The sequence below is a fragment of the Streptomyces glaucosporus genome, assembly GCF_039533345.1.
Classification (GTDB): Bacteria; Actinomycetota; Actinomycetes; order Streptomycetales; family Streptomycetaceae; genus Streptomyces; species Streptomyces glaucosporus.
The window spans coordinates 44,303-66,725 of record NZ_BAAATJ010000028.1 but is presented as its reverse complement, the minus strand read 5'-3'; the positions used below and the strand labels follow the sequence as shown (position 1 = coordinate 66,725).

The following is a 22,423-nucleotide window of genomic DNA, read 5'->3' as shown; positions in this document are numbered from 1 at the left end:
CCCGTGAGCATCCTCAACGAATCCCAGGGTGCCGTCGGCTCTACGGACGGGCCGGCGGACACCCCTGCGCCCCTGCGCCGGAAAGAGCGCGGCAATCGTGTGATCCAGTGGCTGACCACCACGGACCACAAGACGATCGGCACGCTGTACCTGACCACCTCGTTCGTCTTCTTCTGCATCGGCGGCGTCATCGCCCTGTTCATGCGCGCCGAGCTGGCCCGCCCGGGCATGCACTTCATGTCGAACGGGCAGTTCAACCAGGCGTTCACCATGCACGGCACGGTCATGCTGCTGATGTTCGCCACCCCTCTGTTCGCCGGGTTCGCGAACTGGATCATGCCGCTGCAGATCGGCGCGCCCGACGTGGCGTTCCCGCGGCTGAACATGTTCGCCTACTGGCTGTTCTCGTTCGGCTCCACGATCGCGCTGGCGAGCTTCCTCACCCCCGAGGGCGCCCCCGACTTCGGCTGGACCGCCTACACCCCGCTGTCGGACACCGTCCACACCCCGGGCGTGGGCGCCGACCTGTGGATCATGGGCCTGGGCCTGTCCGGCTTCGGCACGATCCTGGGCTCGGTCAACTTCATCACCACGATCATCTGCATGCGCGCCCCGGGCATGACGATGTTCCGGATGCCGATCTTCACCTGGAACATCCTGCTGACCAGCGTGCTGGTGCTCCTGGCCTTCCCGGTGCTGGCGGCCGCGTTCTTCGCCCTGGAGTACGACCGGAAGTTCGGCGGCCACATCTTCGACGCCTCCAACGGCGGCGCGCTGCTGTGGCAGCACCTGTTCTGGTTCTTCGGCCACCCCGAGGTGTACATCATCGCGCTGCCGTTCTTCGGCATCATCTCCGAGGTCGTCCCGGTCTTCAGCCGCAAGCCGATCTTCGGCTACGTCGGCCTGGTGGCCGCGACGATCGCGATCGCGGGCCTGTCGGTGACGGTCTGGGCGCACCACATGTACGTCACGGGCGGCGTGCTCCTGCCGTTCTTCTCCTTCATGACCTTCCTGATCGCGGTGCCGACCGGTGTGAAGTTCTTCAACTGGATCGGCACGATGTGGAAGGGGTCGCTGAGCTTCGAGACCCCGATGCTGTGGTCCGTGGGCTTCCTGGTCACGTTCCTCTTCGGCGGTCTGACCGGCGTCATCCTGGCCTCCCCGCCGATGGACTTCCACGTCTCGGACTCGTACTTCGTGGTGGCGCACTTCCACTACGTGGTGTTCGGCACGGTGGTCTTCGCGATGTTCGCCGGCTTCCACTTCTGGTGGCCGAAGTTCACCGGCAAGATGCTCGACGAGCGGCTCGGCAAGATCACCTTCTGGACGCTGTTCATCGGCTTCCACGCCACGTTCCTCGTCCAGCACTGGCTGGGCGCGGAGGGCATGCCCCGCCGGTACGCCGACTACCTGGCCGCCGACGGCTTCACCGGGCTCAACACCATCTCCACCATCGGCTCGTTCCTGCTCGGAGCCTCGCTCCTGCCGTTCTTCTACAACGTCTGGAAGACGGCCAAGTACGCGCCGAAGATCGAGGTGGACGACCCGTGGGGTTACGGCCGCTCCCTGGAGTGGGCCACCTCCTGCCCGCCGCCGAGGCACAACTTCGTCTCCCTGCCGCGGATCCGCTCCGAATCCCCGGCGTTCGACCTGCACCACCCGGAGATCTCGGCCGTCGACCAGCTGGAGAACAACCAGGGTCCCGAGGGCAAGGTCCTCTCCGGCGCCAAGGAGGCCGGCAAGTGAAGATCCAGGGACGCATGTTCATCTGGCTGTCGGTCTTCCTCCTGGCCGTCGCCGTCATCTACGGCCTGTGGTCGAAGGAGCCCGCGGGCACCACGGCCCTGTTCCTGTCGTTCGGCCTGGCCCTCATGGTCGGCTACTACCTGGTCTTCACCGCCCGCCGGGTGGACACCGGGGCGCAGGACAACAAGGACGCGGACGTCGCCGACGACGCCGGCGAGCTGGGCTTCTTCAGCCCGCACAGCTGGCAGCCGCTGGCCCTGGCCGCGGGGTGCGCGTTCGCCTTCGTGGGCGTCGCCATCGGCTGGTGGTTCATGCTGATCTCCGCGCCGCTGCTGCTCGTCGGCCTCTTCGGCTGGGTCCTCGAGTACTACCACGGGGAGAACCAGAACCAGTAACCCTTCCCCGCCACGAACGGGTCACCTCCGGACACGCTCCGGAGGTGACCCGTTCGTACGTATCCGGCTCGTCCGTTCCGAGCGGCGTTCCTACCTTTGCAGCATGAGCCGAGGATCACGCGGGACAGCACTGCTCTGCTTCCTGATACTCGCGCCGCTGGCGGTGGGACCCGCCGCCTGCGGCCGCGACGACCGCCCTTCGGACGCGGCCCCGCAGGACGCCACCGCGCAGGTCGCACTGAGCGCAGGGGAGGACGGCCGGGCCGTGGACCCGGACCGGCCCCTGGAAATCACCGCACGAGACGGCAGCCGGATCACCGCCGTCCGCGTGGTCGACACGGCGGGCCGCCCGCTGGACGGCGAGCTCTCCGCCGACGGCGCCCGCTGGCGCAGCACCACTCCGCCGGCCGCCGCGACGAGCTACACCGTCGTGGTCGGCACCGAGAAGGACGGCGTTCCCGGCCGCCGTACCGCCGGCCTCACCACCCGCCCGGCCGAGGGCGACAGGGAACTCGGCGTCGTCTTCGGCCCGGCCCGCGGCACCTACGGCGTGGGCCAGCCCATCACGGCCGAACTCGACCGGGCCGTCGAGAACCGCGGGGAGCGCGCGATCGTGGAGCGCGCGCTGAAGGTCGAGTCCACGCCCTCGGCGGCCGAGGGCTCCTGGTACTGGGTGGACGGCAGGACGCTGCACTACCGCCCGCGCGCCTACTGGCCCGCGCACGCCACGATCGTGGTCCGCAGCTCCCTGGAGGGCGTGTGGATCCGGAAGGGGTTGCGCGGCGGCGAGACGAGGCCCCTGAGCATCCGGACGGGGGACCGCGTCGAGGCCGTCGTGGACATCGACAGCACCCGGATGACCGTCAGGAGGAACGGCAAGACCCTCAAGACCCTCCCGGTCACCACCGGCAAGCCCGGGTTCCGCACCCGGCAGGGCGTCAAGGTGGTCCTCGGGCGGCAGGCCAACGTCCGGATGACCGGCACCAGCATCGGCATCCCCGCGGGCAGTCCCGAGTCCTACGACCTGCCCGTGCAGTGGGCCACACAGCTCACCGAGAGCGGCGAGTACGTCCACGCCGCGCCCTGGTCGGCCGGATCGCACGGCCGGGACAACGTCAGCCACGGCTGCACGGGGATGAGCGTGGAGAACGCCCGCTGGTTCTTCACCACCGTCCGGCAGGGCGACGTCGTCCGCTACGTCGACGGCCTGGCGGACTCCCCGGAGATGCCCGCCTTCGGCAACGGCTTCGGCGACTGGAACCTGTCCTGGGAGGAGTGGCGGAAGGGCAGCGCCCTCCGCGCCGGGCGGAACTGACCCCGACACGACGGCGGGCCGCCGGTCCTTCGGGACCGGCGGCCCGCCGCCGCTCCGCTCAGGCGGCCGTCCGCCCCGCCCTGCCGCGCAGCAGCCCGGCCAGGGCGTCGGCGAGGGCCGCCGGGTCCACCGGGTGGGGGACGGCCGCCTCGGCACGGCTCCAGGTGGCCAGCCACGCGTCCTGCGGCCGGCCGATCAGCAGCAGCACGGGCGGGCAGTCGAAGATCTCGTCCTTGATCTGGCGGCACACGCCCATCCCCCCGGCGGGCGCCGCCTCGCCGTCCAGCACGCAGACGTCGACGCCGCCCTTCTCCAGGACGTCGAGCACCGCGGGGAGCGTGGCGCACTCGATGTACTCGACCGGCGGCACATCGGCGGCCGGCCGACGCCCGCCGGCCAGCCGCACCTGCTCGCGGGTGTTGGCGTCGTCGCTGTAGACCAGCACCGTGGCGGTCGGCTGCATGGTTCCTCCGTGTCCTCGGGGTCCTCGGGGTCCATGGGTCCATGGGGCATGGGGCCATGGGATCGACAAGCCGTCGTGGCCGGATGCTACTCCTCCGGCAGGCGGCCCGGCAGGGCTCCGGGAGAGGCGCCGCGCCGGGTGTCCGAGCCGCTCGCGAGGGGTTGACACACCGAACGGCACCCCCCGGAGTGAGGGCGGGATAAGCGACCGACATAATGTCGGCGTGGCGACAGCAACAGCAGTAGATACCGGGCACGCGCACCCGTCGGTCAACCGGCCGAACCTCACCAGCGTCGGAACCATCATCTGGCTGAGTTCCGAGCTGATGTTCTTCGCGGCCCTCTTCGCGATGTACTTCACCCTGCGGTCGGTGACCGGCCCCGAGTACTGGACGGAACAGGCGGACATCCTGAACCTTCCGTTCTCGCTGACGAACACCACCATCCTGGTGCTCTCCTCCCTCACCTGCCAGCTCGGCGTCTTCGCCGCCGAGCGCGGTGACGTGAAGAGGCTCCGGATGTGGTTCGTGGTCACCTTCGTGATGGGTGCCATCTTCATCGGCGGCCAGGTCTTCGAGTACACGGAGCTGGTCCACGAGGGGGTGACCATCTCCTCGGGTCCCTACGGCTCGGCCTTCTACCTGACCACCGGTTTCCACGGCCTCCACGTGACAGGTGGCCTGATCGCCTTCCTGTTCGTCCTGGGCCGGACGTACGCGGCCAGGAGGTTCACCCACCACCAGGCCACCGCGGCCATCGTGGTGTCCTATTACTGGCACTTCGTCGATGTGGTCTGGATCGGTCTCTTCGCCACGATCTACCTGATCAAGTGATCCGGTAGCTCCGGTTCCGCCGCCGGTCCGAGCGACGGGCGGGCCGCGACGGACAGACACAGCCAGAAGCATCGACGCAGAAGATCCTGACACCGGGGTAATCCGTGAAAAAGCTCTCCGCACGACGGCGCCATCCGCTGGCGGCGCTCGTCGTCCTACTCTTCGCGCTGGCGGCCACCGGGGGGCTGTACGCCGCGTTCGCTCCCGCGGACGAGGCGAAGGCCGACACCTCGGCCCAGTCCCTCGCCATCGAGGAGGGCAAGAAGCTCTTCGCCACAGGCTGCTCCAGTTGCCACGGGACCGGTGGCCAGGGCACGACCGACGGTCCCAGCCTGGTGGGCGTCGGCGCCGCAGCCGTGGACTTCCAGGTGGGCACCGGACGCATGCCGGCCCAGTCCCCGGGCGCCCAGGCGCCCGAGAAGCCCCCGATCTACACCCAGAAGCAGATCGACCAGCTCGCGGCCTACGTCGCATCCCTGGGCCCGGGCCCGAGCATCCCGACCGAGGAGCAGTACGACCCCTCGGGCGCCGACATGGCCGGGGGCGGCGAGCTGTTCCGCACCAACTGCGCGCAGTGCCACAACTTCACCGGTCAGGGCGGTGCCCTGACCAACGGCAAGTACGCTCCCCCGCTCACGGACGTCGAGCCGAAGTACATCTACGAGGCGATGCTCCACGGTCCGCAGAACATGCCGGCCTTCCCTGACAGCGTCATTCCGCCGGAGCAGAAGCGGGAGATCATCGCGTACCTGCAGGAGGTCAACGGCAAGGACACGGCGTCCCCCGGCGGCTACAAGCTGGGCGGCTTCGGCCCGGTGGCCGAGGGCATGTTCGCCTGGACCATCGTCCTCGCCCTTCTGATCTGCGTCGCCGTGTGGGTCGCGGCACGTACCGCCAAGGCCAGGAAGTCATGAGTAGCCACACCGGATCCCACGAAGACGAGAACCTCCCGGGCGAGCGCGACGGCTCCCGCGGCGAGGTGGCGGAGAACCCCTTCGCCGACCCGGGGCTGCCGCCCCACGAGCCGCGCGTGCAGGACATCGACGAGCGGGCCGCCAAGCGGTCCGAGCGCACGGTCGCCCTGCTGTTCACCGTGTCGATGCTGGCCACCATCGGGTTCATCGCCTCGTACGTGATCTTCCCGGTCGACCAGCTCGTCACGATCTGGCCGCTGGGCCGGATCAGCGCGCTGAACTTCTCGCTCGGCATGACCCTGGGCATCGCCCTGTTCTGCATCGGCGCCGGCGCGGTCCACTGGGCCCGCACGCTGATGTCGGACCACGAGCTGATCGGCGAGCGCCACCCGGTCGAGGCGGACGCGGAGACCAAGCAGAAGGTCCTGGAGGACTTCCGCCAGGGCGCCAAGGAGTCGCAGCTCGGCCGCCGCAAGCTGATCCGCAACACCATGTTCGGCGCGCTGGCCCTGGTGCCGCTCTCCGGCGTGGTGCTGCTGCGCGACCTCGGACCCCTGCCCGAGGACAAGCTGCGGCACACCGCCTGGGCCAAGGGCAAGCTGCTGGTGAACCAGAACACCGGCGAGCCGCTGCGCCCGGAGGACATCACCGTCGGCTCCCTGGTCATGGCCCAGCCCGAGGGGCTGGAGGAGGGCAGCCACGAGTTCCAGACCGAGATCGCCAAGGCGGCCGTGATGCTCGTCCGGCTGGAGCCGAACGACATCAAGGACAAGCGGGAACTCGACTGGTCCCACGAGGGCATCGTGGCCTTCTCCAGGATCTGCACCCACGTCGGCTGCCCGGTCACCCTGTACGAGCAGCACACCCACCACGTGCTGTGCCCGTGCCACCAGTCGACGTTCGACCTGGCGGACGGAGCGCGCGTGATCTTCGGTCCGGCCGGTCACCCCCTGCCGCAGCTGCGGATCGCTGTCAATGACGAAGGCTTCCTCGAAGCTCAGGACGACTTCGCGGAGCCCGTGGGCCCGACCTTCTGGGAGCGCGGATGAGTACCACAGGCGAGACCACGAAGCGCCCGGGCAAGGCGCCCGCCGGCGAGCGGGTCGCGGACTGGGCCGACGGCCGACTGGGTGTCTACACCCTGGCCAAGGCCAACATGCGCAAGATCTTTCCGGACCACTGGTCCTTCATGCTCGGAGAGGTCTGCCTCTACAGCTTCATCATCATCATCCTGACCGGCGTCTACCTGACGCTGTTCTTCCACCCGAGCATGGCCGAGGTGACCTACCACGGCGCCTACGTGCCGATGCAGGGTGTCCACATGTCCGAGGCGTACGCCTCGACGCTGGACATCAGCTTCGACGTCCGCGGCGGTCTGCTCATGCGGCAGATCCACCACTGGGCCGCGCTGGTGTTCCTGGTCGGCATGTTCGTGCACATGATGCGCGTCTTCTTCACCGGCGCGTTCCGCAAGCCGCGCGAGATCAACTGGCTGTTCGGCTTCCTGCTGCTGGTGCTGGGCATGTTCACCGGCTTCACCGGCTACTCCCTGCCGGACGACCTGCTCTCGGGCACCGGTCTGCGGTTCATGGAGGGCGCGATCCTCTCCATCCCGGTGGTCGGCACCTACATCGCCATGTTCCTCTTCGGCGGCGAGTTCCCGGGGACGGAGATCATCCCGCGGTTCTTCGTGATCCACGTCCTGCTGCTGCCCGGCATCATGCTGGGGCTCGTGGTGGCGCACCTGATCCTGGTCTTCTACCACAAGCACACCCAGTTCGCCGGTCCCGGCCGGACCGAGAAGAACGTCGTCGGCATGCCGCTGCTGCCGGTCTACATGGGCAAGGCGGGAGGCTTCTTCTTCCTGGTCTTCGGCATCATCTCGGTCATCGCGGCGACGGTCACCATCAACCCGATCTGGGTGCTGGGCCCGTACCGGCCGGACCAGGTGTCCACCAACGCGCAGCCCGACTGGTACATGGGCTTCTCCGAGGGCCTGATCCGCGCGATGCCGGGCTGGGAGATCGTCCTGCCGGGCGGCTACACGCTCGCCCTGGGCGTGCTGATCCCGCTGATGATCTTCCCGCTGGTGCTGGCGGCGATCGCGGTGTACCCGTTCGTCGAGGCCTGGGTCACCGGCGACAAGCGCGAGCACCACATCCTGGACCGCCCGCGCAACGCCCCGACGCGCACCGCGTTCGGCGCGGCCTGGATCGCGCTGTACTTCGTGTGCCTGGTCGGCGGCGGAAACGACCTGTGGGCCACCCACTTCCACCTGTCGATCAACGCCATCACCTGGTTCGTCCGCATCGGGTTCTTCGTGGTGCCGGTGCTCACCTTCATCGTCACCAAGCGGATCTGCCTGGGTCTGCAGCGGCGCGACCGGGAGAAGGTGCTCCACGGCCGCGAGAGCGGCATCATCAAGCGACTGCCGCACGGCGAGTTCATCGAGGTGCACGAGCCGCTCTCGCAGGAGCAGCTCCACACCCTCACCGCGCACGAGCAGTACAAGCCGCTGGAGATCGGCCCGGAGGTGGACGAGAACGGCGTGACCCGCAAGGTCGGCCCGGTCCAGAAGCTCCGCGCCCGGCTCAGCCGCGGCTACTACGGCGAGGGCAACCAGATCCCGAAGCCGACTCCGGAGGAGTACAAGGAGCTCACCAGCGGCCACGGCCACTGAGGTTCCCCAGCGAAGGTCGCCACACCCGGGCCCCGGCCCCTCCCGCGCGGGAGGGGCCGGGGCCCCTGGCATGCGCGGGCGGCGGTCCGCACGGGTGTCCGGAGTGCGGTCATCGGCCGTGGCGACCGGCGTCCACGCCGTAGGCTGGCCGGGGGCCGCCACGCCGGCCCGGCTTCCCGAATCAGACATGCCAGGAGTGATCCCCATGAGCGCTGCTACCCCGACCGGAGGCGACACCGTGGCGGCCCGCACCTGGCCGGACGTGCTGAGCGCGCTGCTGGCCGGTGAGGACCTCTCCGCCGACAGCACCGCCTGGGCGATGGACCGCATCATGCGGGGCGAGGCGACCGACGCGCAGATCGCCGGGTTCGCGGTGGCCCTGCGCGCCAAGGGCGAGACGGTCGACGAGGTCACCGGGATGGTCCGCGCGATGTACGAGCACGCCAACGTGATCGAGGTGCCGGGCCCGTCGGTCGACATCGTGGGGACCGGCGGCGACCGGGCCAGGACGGTGAACATCTCGACCATGTCCTCGATCGTGGTGGCCGGCACCGGCGCCAGGGTCGTCAAGCACGGCAACCGCGCGGCCTCCAGCGCGTGCGGGACGGCGGACGTGCTGGAGAAGCTGGGGGTCAACCTGGACCTGCCGCCGGAGCGGGTCGCCGAGGTGGCGGCCGAGGCCGGGATCAGCTTCTGCTTCGCGGTGAAGTTCCACCCCTCCCTGCGCCACGTGGCCGCGGCCCGCCGGGAGCTGGGCGTCGCGACCACCTTCAACTTCCTCGGCCCGCTGACCAACCCCGCCCGGGTGGGAGCCCAGGCCACCGGCGTCGCCGACGCCCGGATGGCGCCGATCGTGGCGGGCGTGCTCGCCGGGCGCGGGGTGTCCGCGCTGGTCTTCCGCGGCGACGACGGCCTGGACGAGCTGACCACCACGAGCACCTCGACGGTGTGGACGGTCGGTGACGGCGAGGTCCGCAGCGAGGCCTTCGACCCGCGGGACGTCGGCATCCGGCTGGTGCCGCTGGAGGCCCTGCGGGGCGGGGACCCCGCCCACAACGCGGACGTGGTGCGGCGGCTGCTGGACGGCGAGACCGGACCGGTGCGGGACGCGGTGCTGCTGAACTCCGCCGCCGCGCTGGTCGCCCTGGAGCCGGGCGGCGCGCCGCTGACCGAGCGGATCGCTGCGGGCATGGAGCGGGCGGCGGAGTCCATCGACTCCGGCGCGGCCAAGGCGGTGCTGGAGCGCTGGGTGGAGGTCAGCAACGCCTGAGGGCGGGCGGCGGACGCCCGCGGCGCGAGCCCCCGGAAGCACGGAAGGCGGGAGCCCCGGCACACACCCGGTGCCGGGGCTCCCGCCCGTCCTCCGCCGCTTCCGGCCCCGCTGCCGGGCCGCCCGGACCCGTTCCGGGGCCCGCCCCCGGGCCTAGGAGTCGAGGCCGATGGCGAAGGCGGCCTCCAGGTCGTGCTGGGAGTAGGTCCGGAAGGCGATGTGGGTCTCGGTGGACTCCACACCGGGGACCTTGCTGATCCGGCCGGGGATGACCTCCGCGAGCTGCTCGTGCCGCGCCACCCGGACGACGGCGATCAGGTCGTGGGCGCCGGTCACCGAGTAGACCTCGCTGACCCCCTCCAGCGCGGCGATCTCTTCGGCGATCTCCGGGATGCGGTCGGTGCTGGTCTTGATGAGCACGATCGAGGTGATCACGGTTTTCCCTTCCTCGGGAGGGCCTGCGGCGGAGTCGCCGTCGGCGGCGTCCCCGGGGGGCTGCGTCCTCCCCGGCCGCCGGAGCCGGCCCGATCACTGTAGCCCGCCGCGGGTGGAGGCCCCGCGCCCGGGAAGGCGGGAGTGGGACCGGGGCGCGGGCCGCCGGGCGGGGCGGGTCCGTCCGGGTGGTCGCGGGGACAGGTGTCGGCTCGGATACGGGGGCGTACGCCACGGCGCACCCGGTGGCCACCAGGCCGTAGGGTTGCGGGGATGCCCCGGCCGGGCGTCCACGGCACGCGTGACGTGGGAAAACCGGAATATTCGGGGCACCCGGGACAGTCGGTGCGCCGGAGCGGCGAGCCCGGGAAGGCGGAACGAGCACGAGGGACGACAGGGCGGGACAGGACGACCGACAGCAGGAACGCCGGTGGCGCCGGAAGGCCCGGGCGGCACGGGAAACACCGAGGAGAGGACGGAACGATGCCGGTTCCCCGACCGAACGAAGGAACGCGGTGGCGCTGCACGATGTGCGGCAACCTCACCCGCTTCGATGTGACGCGCTCCAGCAGGGTGGTGGAGTACGTGCACCTGGACCTGGCCGGCGAGCCGAGGGTCGAGGAGCGCGAGGTGCTCAGCGAGCAGATCGAATCGGTGCGCTGCCGCTGGTGCAACGCGGTGGACCAGGTCGAGCTGGTGGACCGTCCCAGCGCGCAGGTATGACGACGGGTGGGGTGTGAGACGTGGTGGAACGGACGGGTGGTGAGCGCGGACCGGGGGAGGAGACGCTCGACCGCCCACTGCCGGAGAAGGTGCGCCGCCGGGTGGTGGCGCTGACGGGCGACGCGCTCGGCGGGCTCACCGTCGCCGAACTCCCCGTCCCCCTGCGGCAGTACGCCCGTTTCACACCCCAGCGGCGGGTCAAGTTCGCGGGCAACGCCATGGCCGCCTCGCTGGAGAGCGACCCCGCCTTCCGGCAGCGCATCGCCGAACGGCTGCGCGAGGCGCTGCCCGAGCTGGCCGGGGCGGTGGAGAGCGGAACGCTCCCGGCCGCCGCGGACCCGGTGGACGTGGCGGCGGTCGCGTACGTGCTGCGCCCGGAGGGCTGGGTCAAGCTCGTCGCCGCCGCGGGGGAGGAGGCCCAGCGGGCCCAGGCCGAGCGGGCCGGCGAGGAGGCCGAGAGGGAACTGGCCAGGCTGCGGGAGGAGCTGGCCCGGGCGAAGACCGCGGCGCGCACCGACACCGAGCGGCTCCGCACGGAACTGGAGGCGGCCCGCAAGGAGATCGAGGTCCTGCAGCGCAGGCTGCGCAGCGCGCAGAGCGACGTCAAGCGCGGCGAGGCGGCGGTGCGCAAGGCGCGGGCCGAACTGGAGGCGGTACGGGCCGAGGCCGCGGCGGAGAGGACGAACGCCGAGAGCGAGGCGCGCCGTCTGCGGTCGCGGCTGGCGGAGGCCGAGTCCGCGCTGGAGGCGAGCCGCCGGGCGGTGCGCGAGGGCCGCAGCGTGGAGGACATGCGGCTGCGGCTGCTGCTGGACACGGTGCTGGACGCGGCCCAGGGGCTGCGGCGCGAACTCGCGCTGCCCCCCGTCGCCATGCGCCCGGCGGAGACGGTGGAGGCGGTCGAGCCCGGCCGGATGACGCCCCGGGACATCGCGCGGCGCGCCCTGTCCGAGGACGATCCCGCGCTGCTCGACCAGTTGCTGGCGCTGCCCCAGGCCCATCTGGTGGTGGACGGCTACAACGTCACCAAGACCGGCTATCCGGCGCTGCCCCTGGAGAAGCAGCGGCTGCGGCTGCTGGGCGGGCTGGCGGGGCTGGCGGCCCAGACGGGCGCCGAGGTGACCTGCGTCTTCGACGGGGCGGACCTGGCGGCCCCGGTGCTGCTGGCGCCGCCGCGGGGGGTGCGGGTGCTGTTCAGCAAGCCGGGGGAGACCGCCGACGAGCTGATCCGGCGCCTGGTGCGGGCCGAGCCGCCGGGGCGGCCGGTGGTGGTGGTCTCCGCGGACCGGGAGGTGGCGGACGGGGTGGCCGCGGCCGGGGCCCGGCCGGTGTCGTCGGTCCTGCTGCTGCGCAGGCTCGGACGGACCTGAGGGCGGCCGCGCACCGGAGCTGACGGCGCGTCGGCCGCGCGGAGCCGTGCCCGGAATGTCCGCCGGAGGGGAACTCAGCGTCAGCCGGTGGTCGCTGCGCGTGGGGTGATGGTAAAGGATGTGGCCGTTGAGCGAGATTTTTCCTATGAGGATTTGAAGCGATCACGGCGCATGGCTAGTGTCTGGCCCGAACCTCCGCGCGGTTGATCACCCAACCGGGGTGGCAGCGGAGGTACCGCCGAATCCGCGGCGCTCATCGCGGAGCCGGGTGGCCCCCAACCACTCCGGCAGGCGGCTGAGGAAGAAGGAGCTCGCCCCAGTGGCGTCCCACCGTCGACCCAAGCAGCCGAACCGCACCCGGGTGACCGTACTCACCGCGACCGCCGCAGCCGCGGTCGCGCTGACCTCGCAGGCGGCACAGGCCGAGCCGAAGCTCTCCAAGGACGAAGTCAAGGCCAAGGTCGACCGGCTCCACGAAGAGGCCGAGATCGCCACGGAGAAGTACAACGGCGCCAAGGAGAAGCAGGAGAAGCTGGAGAAGCAGGTCAGCAACCTGCAGGACAGCGTCGCGCGCGGCCAGGACGAGCTGAACGACCTGCGCGACGGCCTGGGCACGATGGCCACCGCCCAGTACCGCTCCGGTGGCATGGACCCCTCCCTGCAGCTCCTCCTCTCCGAGGACCCCGACAGCTACCTCGCCAAGGCCTCCGCGCTCGACCAGCTCAGCACCAAGCAGACCCAGGCGCTGAAGAAGATCCAGGACAAGCAGCGGAGCCTCGCGCAGCAGCGCGAGGAGGCCTCCGAGAAGCTGAAGGACCTGGAGGACACCCGCGAGGAGCTCAACGACAAGAAGAAGAAGGTCCAGGGCAAGCTCGCCGAGGCCCAGAGACTCCTGAACACCCTCACCGCGAAGGAGCGCCAGGAGCTGGCCGCGGAGGACGCCCGTGCCAGCCGCGCCTCCACGGAGCGGGTGGACCTGGGCAACTCGGCCTCCGCCAGCCAGCGGGCCGCCGCGGCCCTCCGCGCCGCCCAGAGCAAGATCGGCTCGCCCTACGTCTGGGGCGCCACCGGCCCCAACTCCTTCGACTGCTCGGGCCTGACCTCCTGGGCCTACGCCCAGGCCGGCGTCTCCCTGCCGCGCACCTCGCAGGCGCAGGCCAACGCCGGCACCCGGATCTACTCCCAGAGCCAGCTCGCCCCGGGCGACCTGGTCATCTTCTACAACGACCTCCACCACGTCGGCCTCTACGCCGGCAACGGGCAGGTGCTGCACGCCCCCCGGTCGGGCACCAACGTGCGCTACGAGCCGATCGGCAACATGCCGTTCATGTTCGGCGTGCGCGTCTGACCGGCGCCCCTCTCCCCGGCCCGCACGGCCGCTCGGAAACCTTCCGCCCTCCCCCGTCCGGGTGAACCCGGACGGGGGAGGGTTTCTCCGTCTTCCCGCCCGTGACCTGCGCTCCGGGCCCCGGCGACGCGTCCCGCGGGGAGGGACGGACCGCGAACCCGGGGGTCCGCGCGGATACTCTCGGCCCTCCCCGTCCCCGCGGCCCGGCCCGTCCGGACGGCGGGGACGTCACGGAGGACTCCTCAGCGGAAGGGAGAGCGGCCTCACGTGGTCTCGCACCGGTCCACCCGGCACGGCGCCCATCGGCGCGCCGACCGGCAACGCGCCCCCTATCCGGGCCCCCTCGGCCTGGTCCCCAGGGTCACCGCGCTGTCCGCCGCCGCGGGCGCGGCGGCGGCCCTGACGGCGGTGCCCGCGGGCGCCGAACCCGGGGGAGGCGGCCCGGCGGCGACGAGCGCGCGGGTGGACCGGCTCTACGCGGAGGCGGAGCGGGCCACCGAGGAGTACAACGCCGTCGCCGAACGCGTGGAGGATCTCCGCGAGAAGGTGGAGAGGGCCCAGGACGACGCCGCACGCGACCAGGACAGGGTCAACCGGATGCGCGACGCCCTGGGAACCCTGGCCACCGCCCAGTACCGCTCCGGCGGCGTCGACCCCTCCCTGCGGCTGCTCCTCTCCGAGGACCCCGGCGACTACCTCGCCAAGGCCGCCACCCTGGACCGGATCAACAGCCGCCAGACCGCCGGGCTCAAGGCGTTCCGGCGTGCCGTCAGGGCTCTGGAACAGCGGCGCACCGAAGCCGGGGAGAAGCTCGCCGAGCTGAGCCGGCAGCGTGAACTCCTGCGCAGGCACAGGGCGTCGGTGCAGCGCAAACTCGGCGCCGCCCAGCGGCTGCTCAACCGGCTGTCGCCCGAGGAGCGCGCGGCCCGCGCACGCGCCTCGCGCGGCGCCGACCGGGCCGGTGCGGCCGGGGCGCAGGCCCCCTCCCCGCGGGCCGCCGCGGCGGTGGCCGCCGTGGTGCGCGCGGTCGGCTCGCCGTACGCCTGGGGCCAGGCGGGCCCCCACGCCTTCGACTGCTCGGGCCTGACCTCCTGGGCCTACGCCCAGGCCGGCGTCTCCCTGCCGCGCACCTCGCAGGGGCAGCTCCACGCCGGGCGGCGCGTGCCGCCGGACCAGGCGCTCCCCGGCGACCTGGTCGTCTACCGCTCGGACGCCGGGCACGTCGGGATGTACGTCGGCGGCGGCCAGGTGGTGCACGCCCCGCACCCCGGGGCGCGGGTGCGCCACGACCCGGTCGGGATGATGCCGATCGCCGCCGTCGTCCGTCCCTGACGCTCCTCGACGCCCGCTGACGCCTCCTGACGTTCGCTGATGCCTCCTGACGCCCGCTGATGCCGCATCACGTCCCGCCCGGCCCGCGAGGGCGACCGGCCGGCCCGCCGGACGGCGGCGAAGGAGCGGGACGGGGAGGAGCCGACGGCGCCGCACCCGGCGGCGGGCCGGAACGCCGGGAAGGGGACGCGGAGGAGCACGCGGTGGACGCGGCGGTCCGCGGGACGCTCGGCACCGGCCCGGAGGAGCTCACCGGGCGAGCAGCCCGCCGTCCCTCTCCGCCGACGGCGCCCGTCCGTCCCCGCCGGCGCGGTCGGCGGCGCGGCGCCGGGGTTCGGTCACCGTCGTGCGCCACAGCCGGGCGCAGGCCAGGACCGCGGCGGCCAGCAGCAGCCCGTTGCGCACCACCAGCAGGGTGATGCCCAGGGCGTCGCTCGCCACCACGCTCCCGAAGTTCAGGGGGAACTCCAGCAGCGTCACCCCCGTCGCCACGACCACCAGCAGCGCGGGCAGCCCCTGCCGGCCGGTGCGCAGCGTCACGCACACCGCCGCCAGACCCACGAGCCAGACCATGTACTGCGGACTGATCACCCGGCTGGTGACGGTGAACAGCAGCACCGCGGCGAACGCGGCGTCCGCGGCCGTGCTCCCCGTCCACTCCACCGCCCGCAGCCGCCACCACAGCAGCCAGCCGAAGGCCGCGGCGGAGCACACCAGGGCCGCGGTGCTCACCGTGTCCACGTACGGGCCCAGGAACTCCACCGAGCCGTAGTTGAGCAGCACCTGGCCCTCCCAGCCGAAGTGCCGCGCCACGTGGAACACCAGGGAGCCCAGCGACTCCACCTCGGTGCCGCGGTCGCGCTGGTGGGTGAGGAAGTCCAGCGAGCCGGGCATGGCGGCGGCGAACGCGGCGGTCAGCAGGAGCGCCACCACCGCCGCGGCGCCCCACACGAGGCGGGTGACGCGCCCACGGGGGGTGCCGACGAGCAGCAGCGCCGGCCACACCTTCAGCAGCGCCCCGAAGGCGGCCAGCGCCCCCGCGGTCCTCGGCCGGCGGGCCAGGGCCAGCAGCGCGGCGACCGCGACGGCGGTGACCATCAGGTCGTAGCGGGCGTACACGGTGGGCCCCAGCAGCGGCACCCCGGCCACCCACACCCACACCCCCGCGTACCGGTGCCGCCGTCCGCCGTCCGGCGCCCGCCGGGAGGCGTACAGCAGCAGCGCGAAGGCGGCCGCGTCGGCCGCGCAGGCCAGCACGTAGAACGCCGCCGGATACTCCAGGAACGGCAGCAGCGCGGGGGAGAGGATCGCGAGCGCCGCGGCGGGCGGGTACTGCCAGGTGACGTCGTCCTGGGGGAAGACGCCCGTCCGCAGCACCTCGTACCAGCCCCGGTAGATCACCGAGACGTCGCTGGTGACGTCCGGGCCCGGCACCGTGATCACCTTGAACACGCACAGGAGCACCACGGTCCGGGTGGCGGCCCAGGCCGCGACGGGAAGACGCATGCACCGACCGTACCGGGTGCGGCCGACGGGCCCGGACGGGCGCCGTTGTACTGTCGGCGGCGATGCACAAGACCCTGATCGTCACCAACGACTTCCCGCCCCGCCCCGGGGGCATCCAGGCGTTCCTGCACAGCATGGCTCTGCGGCTGGACCCCGAGCGGGTCGTCGTCTACGCCTCGACCTGGAAGAGGGACCGGGAGGGCGTCGAGGCCACCGCCCGCTTCGACGCCGAACAGCCCTTCACGGTCGTGCGGGACCGCACCACCATGCTGCTGCCCACCCCGCGCACGACCCGCCGGGCGGCGGAGCTGCTGCGCGAACACGGCTGCACGTCCGTGTGGTTCGGGGCGGCGGCGCCGCTCGGCCTGATGGCGCCCGCGCTGCGCCGGGCGGGCGCGGAGCGCCTGGTGGCCACCACGCACGGCCACGAGGCGGGCTGGGCCCAACTGCCCGCAGCCCGGCGGCTGCTGCGCCGGATCGGCGAGGGCACGGACACCCTCACCTACCTCGGGGAGTACACCCGCTCGCGGATAGCCGCCGCGCTCACGGACGAGGCCGCGGCCCGGATGGCCCACCTGCCGCCCGGCGTCGACGAGAAGACCTTCCACCCGGACTCCGGCGGCGACGCCGTGCGCGCCCGGCTCGGCCTCGCCGGCCGGCCGGTCGTGGTGTGCGTCTCGCGGCTGGTGCCCCGCAAGGGGCAGGACACCCTCATCCGCGCCATGCCGCGCGTCCTGGCCGAGGTGCCCGACGCGGTGCTGCTGATCGTCGGCGGCGGGCCGTACGGGAAGGAACTGCGGCGCCTGGCGGCGGAGACCGGCGTCGCCGGCTCGGTGCGCTTCACCGGATCCGTCCCCTGGGAGGAGCTGCCCGCCCACTACGGCGCGGGCGACGTGTTCGCCATGCCCTGCCGCACGCGCCGGGGCGGACTGGACGTCGAGGGGCTCGGGATCGTCTACCTGGAGGCGTCGGCGACCGGACTGCCCGTCGTCGCGGGCGACTCCGGCGGCGCGCCCGACGCGGTGCTGGACGGGGAGACCGGCTGGGTGGTGCGCGGCGGCGCCCCCGAGGCGGAGCAGGAGACGGCCGAGCGGATCGTCGCGCTGCTGAAGGACCCCGGACTGCGCCGGAGGATGGGCGAGCGGGGCCGCCGGTGGGTCGAGGAGCGCTGGCGCTGGGACCTCCTCGCCGAACGTCTCCGGACGCTGCTGTAGGACGCCGCCCGGTGCGCGCCCCGGTACCCCCGGGTACGCGGACAGCCGGGGCGGAGGCGGCCGGGGGAGACGGCGGAACCCCCTCGCGGGGGACGGTGGTCCCGTCCCCCGCGAGGGGGTTCCGCCGTGCCCGCGGGTTACGCGTACAGCGCCTCGATCTCCTGCGCGAAGTCCTTGGCGACGACGTTGCGCTTGAGCTTCAGAGAGGGCGTCAGATGGCCCGACTCCTCGGTGAACTGGGTCGGCAGGATGCGGAACTTGCGGACCGACTCGGCCCGGGAGACCGCGGCGTTGCCGTCGTCCACCGCCTGCTGGACGGCGGCCAGCAGCTCGGGGTCGGCGAGCAGCTCCTCCCGCGACAGGCCCGACTTGCCGCGCTCGGCGGCCCAGCGGGGCAGGAACTCCTCGTCCAGGGTGACCAGCGCCGCGACGAACGGACGGCCGTCGCCCACCACCATGCACTCGGCGACCAGGGCGTGGGCCCGGATGCGGTCCTCGATGACGGCCGGGGCGACGTTCTTGCCGCCCGCCGTCACCAGGATCTCCTTCTTGCGGCCGGTGATGGCCAGGTAGCCGTCCTCGTCGAGGGTGCCGACGTCGCCGGTGTGGAACCAGCCGCCCTCCATCGCCTCGGCGGTGGCCGCCTCGTTGTTCCAGTAGCCGCTGAACAGGTGCTCGCCGCGCAGCAGCACCTCGCCGTCCTCGGCGATGCCGATCGCCGACCCCGGCAGCGGCTGCCCGACCGTGCCGATCTTCGGCCGGTCGTAGGGGTTGAACGCGGTCGCCGCGCAGGACTCGGTGAGGCCGTAGCCCTCCAGCACGGTGAAGCCGATGCCGCGGTAGAAGTGCCCCAGCCGCTCGCCCAGCGGGGCGCCGCCGGAGATGGCGTGGGTGGCCCGGCCGCCCAGCACCGCGCGCAGCTTGCCGTAGACCAGCTTGTCGAACAGCTTGTGCTTCAGCCGCAGGAGCAGCGAGGGGCCCGACGGGGCGTCCAGCGCGCGGCTGTAGGCGATCGCGGTGTCCGCGGCCCGGTCGAAGATCTTCCCCTTGCCCTCGGCCCGGGCCTTGGCGCGCGCCGAGTTGTAGACCTTCTCGAAGACCCTGGGCACGCCCAGGATCAGCGTCGGGCGGAAGCCGGCCAGGTCGTCGGTGAGGTGCTTGATGTCGGGGCACAGGCCGAGCCGGATCGGCGCCATGACGCTCGCCAGCTGCACCATGCGGCCGAAGACGTGGGCGACGGGGAGGAAGAGCAGCACCGACCCCTGGCCGGTGATGAACAGCGGTTTGAGCCGCTCGACCACGTTGCCGCACTCCGCGAAGAACGCGCGGTGGGAGAGCACGCAGCCCTTGGGGCGGCCGGTGGTGCCGGAGGTGTAGACGATGGTGGCCGGGGAGTCGGCGTCGGCGGCGGAGCTGTGCTCGTCCAGGACCTCGTCGGCGACCTGGGCGCCGGAGTCGGCCAGCTTCTGCACCGCGCCGTCGTCGACGGTCCACAGGTGCGCCAGCCGCGGCAGCCGGCCGCGGACGGACTCCACCGCGGCGGCGTGGGCGCCGGTCTCGACGATGCAGCCGACGGCCCCGGAGTCGCCGAGGATCCACTCGATCTGCTCGGGCGAGCTGGTCTCGTAGATCGGCACGGTCACCCCGCCCGCGCTCCAGATCGCGAAGTCCAGCAGCGTCCACTCGTAGCGGGTGCGCGACATCAGGCCGATCCGGTCGCCGGGGCGGACGCCCGCGGCGATCAGTCCCTTGGCGGCGGCCCGCACCTCGGCCAGGAACTCCCGGGCGGTCAGGTCCAGCCAGCGGCTGCCGTCGGCCGGGTCCTTGCGGGCGATGACGGGAACGTCCGGGTGCTGCACGGCGTTCCGGCGGATGAGATCGGTCAGATTTCCGTCCGCGGGGACCTCGTACAGGGCCGGAAGGCTGAACTCGCGCAAAACTGTGCTCCTCGTCGGCGCCGCCACGGACACCGCTGGGGAACGGCCTCCGTCGGCTCTGGCCCAAGACAGGTGGTCTTGAGGGGGACGGCCAAGGACGTTACCCACCGGTACGGGACTCGGGGTAGGGGGTGGCGCCGAGATGTTCGGTGCGTCACACACCACGGTTTGTCTGGGGGCAGCGTAGTCCACTCGGCGGGCGGCCGGTGCGTAACCGCAGGTAGAAGGGGGGCGCGGGCTCCCCTCGGGCGCTGGGCGCGAAGCCGGGCGCGGACGCCGGGCGGGTCCGCCGGGCGCCGGGAGGCGGCGCGCGGCGCCCGGGGGAAGCACACGGCGGCACACGGCGGAGCACGGGAATGCACGGCGGTGCGCGGCGCGCACGGCGCCGGCCGCCCCCGCCCCGGCCGGAGCGGCGAGGGACGGCGGCGGGCCGTGGAGCGGCGCGCGGTAGCCTTCCACCGCAGACGGCAGCGGACCACCGGCCGAGCGCAGCAAGCGGAGGAGCCACAGGGATGGCCGAACACACCAGGTCGAGCATCGTCATCGAGGCGGCACCCGCCGAGGTGATGGAGGTGATCGCCGACTTCGCCCGCTACCCGGAGTGGACGGGCGAGGTGAAGGAGGCCGAGGTGCTCTCCACCGACGACCGGGGCCGGGCCGAGCAGGTCCGGCTGCTGCTGGACGCGGGCGCCATCCGAGACGAGCACACCCTCGCCTACGACTGGGCCGGTCCCCACGAGGTCCGCTGGTCCCTGGTGAAGTCCCAGATGCTGCGCGCCCTGGACGGCGTGTACAGCCTCAGGGCCCTCGACGGCGGCCGCCGCACCGAGGTGACCTACCAGCTCACCGTGGACGTGAAGATCCCCATGCTCGGCATGATCAAGCGCAAGGCCGAGAAGGTCATCATCGACCGGGCCCTGGACGGGCTGAAGAAGCGCGTCGAGAGCGGCGGCCGGCCCTGAGCGCCTCCCGCATGCGCACGGTCCTGGTCACCGGCGGCGGCGGCGCCGGGCGCACCACCGTCGCGGCCGCCACCGCCCTGGCCGCCGCCCGCCGCGGGCGGCGGACGCTGCTGCTCAGCGCCGAGGACCCCGCCCTGCTCCGGACGCTGTTCGGCGCGGACGCCGGCGTGGACGCCGGTGAGGGCCCGCACGAGGTGGCCCCCGGCCTGAGCCTCGCCCGGATCGACTCCGCGGCCGACTTCCGGGCCCGGGCCGCGGCCCTCCAGGAACGCGCCCGCTCCGCCCTGGACCTGCTGGGCGCCGACCCGCTGGACGACGACGAGCTGACCGAACCCCCCGGCGCCGACGCCTTCTCCCTGCTGAGCGCCCTGCGCGCGGCGCACGCCCCCGGGACGGGGGACGGGCACGACCTGCTCGTGGTGGACATGCCCCCGGCCGAGCAGGCCGTACGGGTCCTGGCCCTGCCCGAGCAGACGCGGCGCTGGCTGCGGCGGCTGCTGCCGCCCGAGCGGCAGGCCGCCCGGGCGCTCCGCCCGGTCCTGGCCCAGCTCGCCGGGGTGCCGATGCCCGCGCGGTCGCTGTACGAGACCGCCGGGCGCCTGGACCGCGACCTCGCCGCCGTACAGGCGGTGGTGGAGGCGCCGGAGACGACGGTGCGGCTGGTCCTCGACCCGGGGCCGGCGGCCGTCCGCGCGCTGCGCGCCGTCCGCGCCGGACTGGCGCTCCACGGCCTGGCCGTGGACGCCGTGGTCGCCAACCGGCTGCTGCCCGCCGCCTCGCCCGACCCCTGGCTGGCGGACCTGGCGGCCCGCCAGCGCGAGGCGCTCGACGGCCTCGCGGACGGCTTCCCGGCCGGCACGCCCCTGTGCGAGCTGCCGCACCTGGGCCGGTCCCCGGAGGGGCCCGGCGACCTCGGCGGACTGGCGGACCTGATCGCCGGGACGGCGGCCCCGGACGCCCCCGCCCCGGCCGGCGAGGCGTGGGCGGTGGAGGACCGGGTCGCCGCCGACGGCGTGCTCCTGTGGCGGCTGCCGCTGCCCGGGGCCACCAAGGACGCCCTGACGCTGGTGCGGCGCGGGAACGAGGTGATCGTCACCACCGGGCCGTTCCGGCGGGCGCTTCCGCTGCCCTCCGCGCTGCGCCGCTGCGCGGTGGCCGGGGCCCGGCTGGCGGACGGCGAGCTCGCGGTGCGCTTCACGCCCGAGCCGGGACTGTGGCCGGAGCGGGACTGAGGCCCCCGACCCGCCGGCCGGCGCCGCCCCGCGCGCCCGGCGGCGGAAGGGCGTTCGCACTCAACGGCGCGGGGACGTTCGGGTAACGTCGGGGGAAAGAGCCCGTCCGCGGCGGACGGCCACGGTCCCCGCGACCCGCCGGGGTTCCGGCCGCGGACCGCCGCGGCCCCGCCGCAGCCACCGTCCCAGGAGCCCGCCATGAGCGATGCCACCGAGCGCCCCGCCGACGCCGATCCCGACGCCTGGGCCGCCGCCTGCGAGGAGGACCTCGCCGCCGAACGGGAGCGCCGCCGCGAGCGGTACGGGACCCCGCCCGGCAGCGCCGCGGAGGAGCTGCGCCGTCTGGCCGAGGCGGTCGCCGGGAAGCTGGCCGAACTCGGCGGTCCGGCCGCCCGGGGGGTGTTCCACCAGGTCGTCTCGCAGGCCAGGGCGGTGGTGGAGCCCGTGGTCGAGCGCAATCCGAAGGTCTTCGACCACCTCGCCGCCGCGGGCGGCGAACTGCTGGCCGCCTACCGCGCCGCCGTGGAGGACCAGGAGCGGCGCTGGACCCGCGGCGCCGCGGACCGGGACGCCGCCCCGGGCGGCGCGCCCGGGGAGGGCGCCTCGCGGAGCACACCGGACGGGCCGGGGTCGGACGAGGCGGACGGGGCCGGCGGGCACGGGAAGCACCGGAAGGGCCGGGACGAGGACGGCGGGGAGGACGGCGGCGAGGCCGGACCCGCGGGCTCCGAGAGGATCGACCTCGACTGAGGCGG

20 protein-coding genes are annotated in these 22,423 nt (G+C 73.1%); 16 read left to right on the top strand and 4 right to left on the bottom strand.

Features of this window, described 5'->3' with window-relative positions; all coding sequences use genetic code 11:
• Positions 1-3 precede the first annotated feature (3 nt).
• The 3 genes from ctaD (at position 4) to ABD358_RS23775 (ending at position 3,456) form a co-directional block, all read left to right on the top strand.
• A complete protein-coding gene (gene ctaD / locus ABD358_RS23785) occupies positions 4-1,746 on the top strand; it encodes an aa3-type cytochrome oxidase subunit I (RefSeq protein ID WP_344633166.1) in 1,743 nt (580 codons plus the stop codon).
• Complete coding sequence (locus ABD358_RS23780; protein ID WP_344633165.1) at positions 1,743-2,141, top strand: cytochrome c oxidase subunit 4; 399 nt, start codon at positions 1,743-1,745, stop codon at positions 2,139-2,141. Before ctaD ends, ABD358_RS23780 begins: the two co-directional genes overlap by 4 nt.
• 103 nt (positions 2,142-2,244) lie before the next feature.
• The gene (locus ABD358_RS23775; protein WP_344633164.1) at positions 2,245-3,456 is read left to right on the top strand and encodes a L,D-transpeptidase; all 1,212 of its coding nucleotides are present in this window, start codon (positions 2,245-2,247) and stop codon (positions 3,454-3,456) included.
• 58 nt (positions 3,457-3,514) lie between these two features.
• On the opposite strand, the gene ABD358_RS23770 is transcribed toward ABD358_RS23775, so the two are convergent.
• On the bottom strand, positions 3,515-3,919 hold the full coding sequence (locus ABD358_RS23770; RefSeq protein ID WP_344633163.1) for a hypothetical protein: 405 nt from the start codon (positions 3,917-3,919) through the stop codon (positions 3,515-3,517).
• Between the two features lie 223 nt (positions 3,920-4,142).
• Here ABD358_RS23770 and ctaE point away from each other — a divergent pair, with 223 nt between their 5' ends.
• The 5 genes from ctaE to trpD all read left to right on the top strand — a co-directional run bounded on the left by ctaE (position 4,143) and on the right by trpD (position 9,615).
• Positions 4,143-4,751: an aa3-type cytochrome oxidase subunit III gene (gene ctaE / locus ABD358_RS23765; protein WP_344633162.1), complete on the top strand. Its 609-nt coding sequence runs from the start codon at positions 4,143-4,145 to the stop codon at positions 4,749-4,751.
• 104 nt (positions 4,752-4,855) lie between these two features.
• The gene (gene qcrC / locus ABD358_RS23760) at positions 4,856-5,665 is read left to right on the top strand and encodes a cytochrome bc1 complex diheme cytochrome c subunit (RefSeq protein ID WP_344633161.1); all 810 of its coding nucleotides are present in this window, start codon (positions 4,856-4,858) and stop codon (positions 5,663-5,665) included.
• Positions 5,662-6,714 carry a cytochrome bc1 complex Rieske iron-sulfur subunit gene (gene qcrA / locus ABD358_RS23755; protein WP_344633160.1) on the top strand — a complete coding sequence of 351 codons (1,053 nt, stop codon included), beginning with the start codon at positions 5,662-5,664 and terminating at the stop codon, positions 6,712-6,714. The genes qcrC and qcrA overlap by 4 nt, the downstream gene beginning before the upstream one ends.
• On the top strand, positions 6,711-8,345 hold the full coding sequence (gene qcrB, locus ABD358_RS23750) for a cytochrome bc1 complex cytochrome b subunit (RefSeq protein ID WP_344633159.1): 1,635 nt from the start codon (positions 6,711-6,713) through the stop codon (positions 8,343-8,345). Before qcrA ends, qcrB begins: the two co-directional genes overlap by 4 nt.
• Before the next feature lie 205 nt (positions 8,346-8,550).
• The gene (gene trpD, locus ABD358_RS23745) at positions 8,551-9,615 is read left to right on the top strand and encodes an anthranilate phosphoribosyltransferase (protein WP_344633158.1); all 1,065 of its coding nucleotides are present in this window, start codon (positions 8,551-8,553) and stop codon (positions 9,613-9,615) included.
• A gap of 153 nt (positions 9,616-9,768) precedes the next feature.
• On the opposite strand, the gene ABD358_RS23740 is transcribed toward trpD, so the two are convergent.
• Entirely contained in the window at positions 9,769-10,050 is a 282-nt protein-coding gene (locus ABD358_RS23740) for an Lrp/AsnC ligand binding domain-containing protein (protein ID WP_344633157.1), read from the bottom strand.
• 480 nt (positions 10,051-10,530) lie between these two features.
• On the opposite strand from ABD358_RS23740, the gene ABD358_RS23735 reads away from it, so the two are divergent.
• From ABD358_RS23735 to ABD358_RS23720, 4 genes are all read left to right on the top strand, one after another.
• Entirely contained in the window at positions 10,531-10,770 is a 240-nt protein-coding gene (locus ABD358_RS23735) for a hypothetical protein (RefSeq protein WP_344633156.1), read from the top strand.
• A 20-nt stretch (positions 10,771-10,790) separates the two neighbouring features.
• The gene (locus tag ABD358_RS23730) at positions 10,791-12,137 is read left to right on the top strand and encodes an NYN domain-containing protein (RefSeq protein ID WP_344633155.1); all 1,347 of its coding nucleotides are present in this window, start codon (positions 10,791-10,793) and stop codon (positions 12,135-12,137) included.
• 319 nt (positions 12,138-12,456) lie between these two features.
• On the top strand, positions 12,457-13,485 hold the full coding sequence (locus tag ABD358_RS23725; protein WP_344633154.1) for a C40 family peptidase: 1,029 nt from the start codon (positions 12,457-12,459) through the stop codon (positions 13,483-13,485).
• Between the two features lie 267 nt (positions 13,486-13,752).
• The gene (locus ABD358_RS23720) at positions 13,753-14,817 is read left to right on the top strand and encodes a C40 family peptidase (RefSeq protein ID WP_425576403.1); all 1,065 of its coding nucleotides are present in this window, start codon (positions 13,753-13,755) and stop codon (positions 14,815-14,817) included.
• 249 nt (positions 14,818-15,066) lie between these two features.
• On the opposite strand, the gene ABD358_RS23715 is transcribed toward ABD358_RS23720, so the two are convergent.
• Complete coding sequence (locus tag ABD358_RS23715; protein WP_344633153.1) at positions 15,067-16,323, bottom strand: glycosyltransferase 87 family protein; 1,257 nt, start codon at positions 16,321-16,323, stop codon at positions 15,067-15,069.
• Between the two features lie 62 nt (positions 16,324-16,385).
• Between ABD358_RS23715 and ABD358_RS23710 the strand changes: the two genes are divergently transcribed.
• On the top strand, positions 16,386-17,537 hold the full coding sequence (locus tag ABD358_RS23710) for a glycosyltransferase family 4 protein (RefSeq protein ID WP_344633152.1): 1,152 nt from the start codon (positions 16,386-16,388) through the stop codon (positions 17,535-17,537).
• A 137-nt stretch (positions 17,538-17,674) separates the two neighbouring features.
• On the opposite strand, the gene ABD358_RS23705 is transcribed toward ABD358_RS23710, so the two are convergent.
• Positions 17,675-19,474 carry an AMP-dependent synthetase/ligase gene (locus ABD358_RS23705; RefSeq protein WP_344633151.1) on the bottom strand — a complete coding sequence of 600 codons (1,800 nt, stop codon included), beginning with the start codon at positions 19,472-19,474 and terminating at the stop codon, positions 17,675-17,677.
• Positions 19,475-19,986: 512 nt separating this feature from the next.
• Here ABD358_RS23705 and ABD358_RS23700 point away from each other — a divergent pair.
• From ABD358_RS23700 to ABD358_RS23690, 3 genes are all read left to right on the top strand, one after another.
• Entirely contained in the window at positions 19,987-20,436 is a 450-nt protein-coding gene (locus ABD358_RS23700) for an SRPBCC family protein (RefSeq protein WP_344633150.1), read from the top strand.
• A gap of 11 nt (positions 20,437-20,447) precedes the next feature.
• Positions 20,448-21,668 carry an ArsA family ATPase gene (locus tag ABD358_RS23695; protein ID WP_344633149.1) on the top strand — a complete coding sequence of 407 codons (1,221 nt, stop codon included), beginning with the start codon at positions 20,448-20,450 and terminating at the stop codon, positions 21,666-21,668.
• Positions 21,669-21,866: 198 nt separating this feature from the next.
• Positions 21,867-22,418 (top strand): DUF5304 family protein, encoded by a 552-nt coding sequence (locus ABD358_RS23690; protein ID WP_344633148.1) that lies wholly within the window; start codon positions 21,867-21,869, stop codon positions 22,416-22,418.
• Positions 22,419-22,423: the final 5 nt, after the last annotated feature.

Excerpts from the sequence above, each read along its gene's own strand:
- qcrA (WP_344633160.1), top strand. The coding sequence starts at position 5,662 with ATGAGTAGCCACACCGGATCCCACGAAGACGAGAACCTCCCGGGCGAG.
- ABD358_RS23770 (WP_344633163.1), bottom strand. The coding sequence starts at position 3,919 with ATGCAGCCGACCGCCACGGTGCTGGTCTACAGCGACGACGCCAACACC.
- ABD358_RS23735 (WP_344633156.1), top strand. The coding sequence starts at position 10,531 with ATGCCGGTTCCCCGACCGAACGAAGGAACGCGGTGGCGCTGCACGATG.
- ABD358_RS23715 (WP_344633153.1), bottom strand. The coding sequence starts at position 16,323 with ATGCGTCTTCCCGTCGCGGCCTGGGCCGCCACCCGGACCGTGGTGCTC.
- ABD358_RS23710 (WP_344633152.1), top strand. The coding sequence starts at position 16,386 with ATGCACAAGACCCTGATCGTCACCAACGACTTCCCGCCCCGCCCCGGG.
- ABD358_RS23700 (WP_344633150.1), top strand. The coding sequence starts at position 19,987 with ATGGCCGAACACACCAGGTCGAGCATCGTCATCGAGGCGGCACCCGCC.
- trpD (WP_344633158.1), top strand. The coding sequence starts at position 8,551 with ATGAGCGCTGCTACCCCGACCGGAGGCGACACCGTGGCGGCCCGCACC.
- ABD358_RS23775 (WP_344633164.1), top strand. The coding sequence starts at position 2,245 with ATGAGCCGAGGATCACGCGGGACAGCACTGCTCTGCTTCCTGATACTC.
- ABD358_RS23695 (WP_344633149.1), top strand. The coding sequence starts at position 20,448 with ATGCGCACGGTCCTGGTCACCGGCGGCGGCGGCGCCGGGCGCACCACC.
- ABD358_RS23690 (WP_344633148.1), top strand. The coding sequence starts at position 21,867 with ATGAGCGATGCCACCGAGCGCCCCGCCGACGCCGATCCCGACGCCTGG.
- qcrB (WP_344633159.1), top strand. The coding sequence starts at position 6,711 with ATGAGTACCACAGGCGAGACCACGAAGCGCCCGGGCAAGGCGCCCGCC.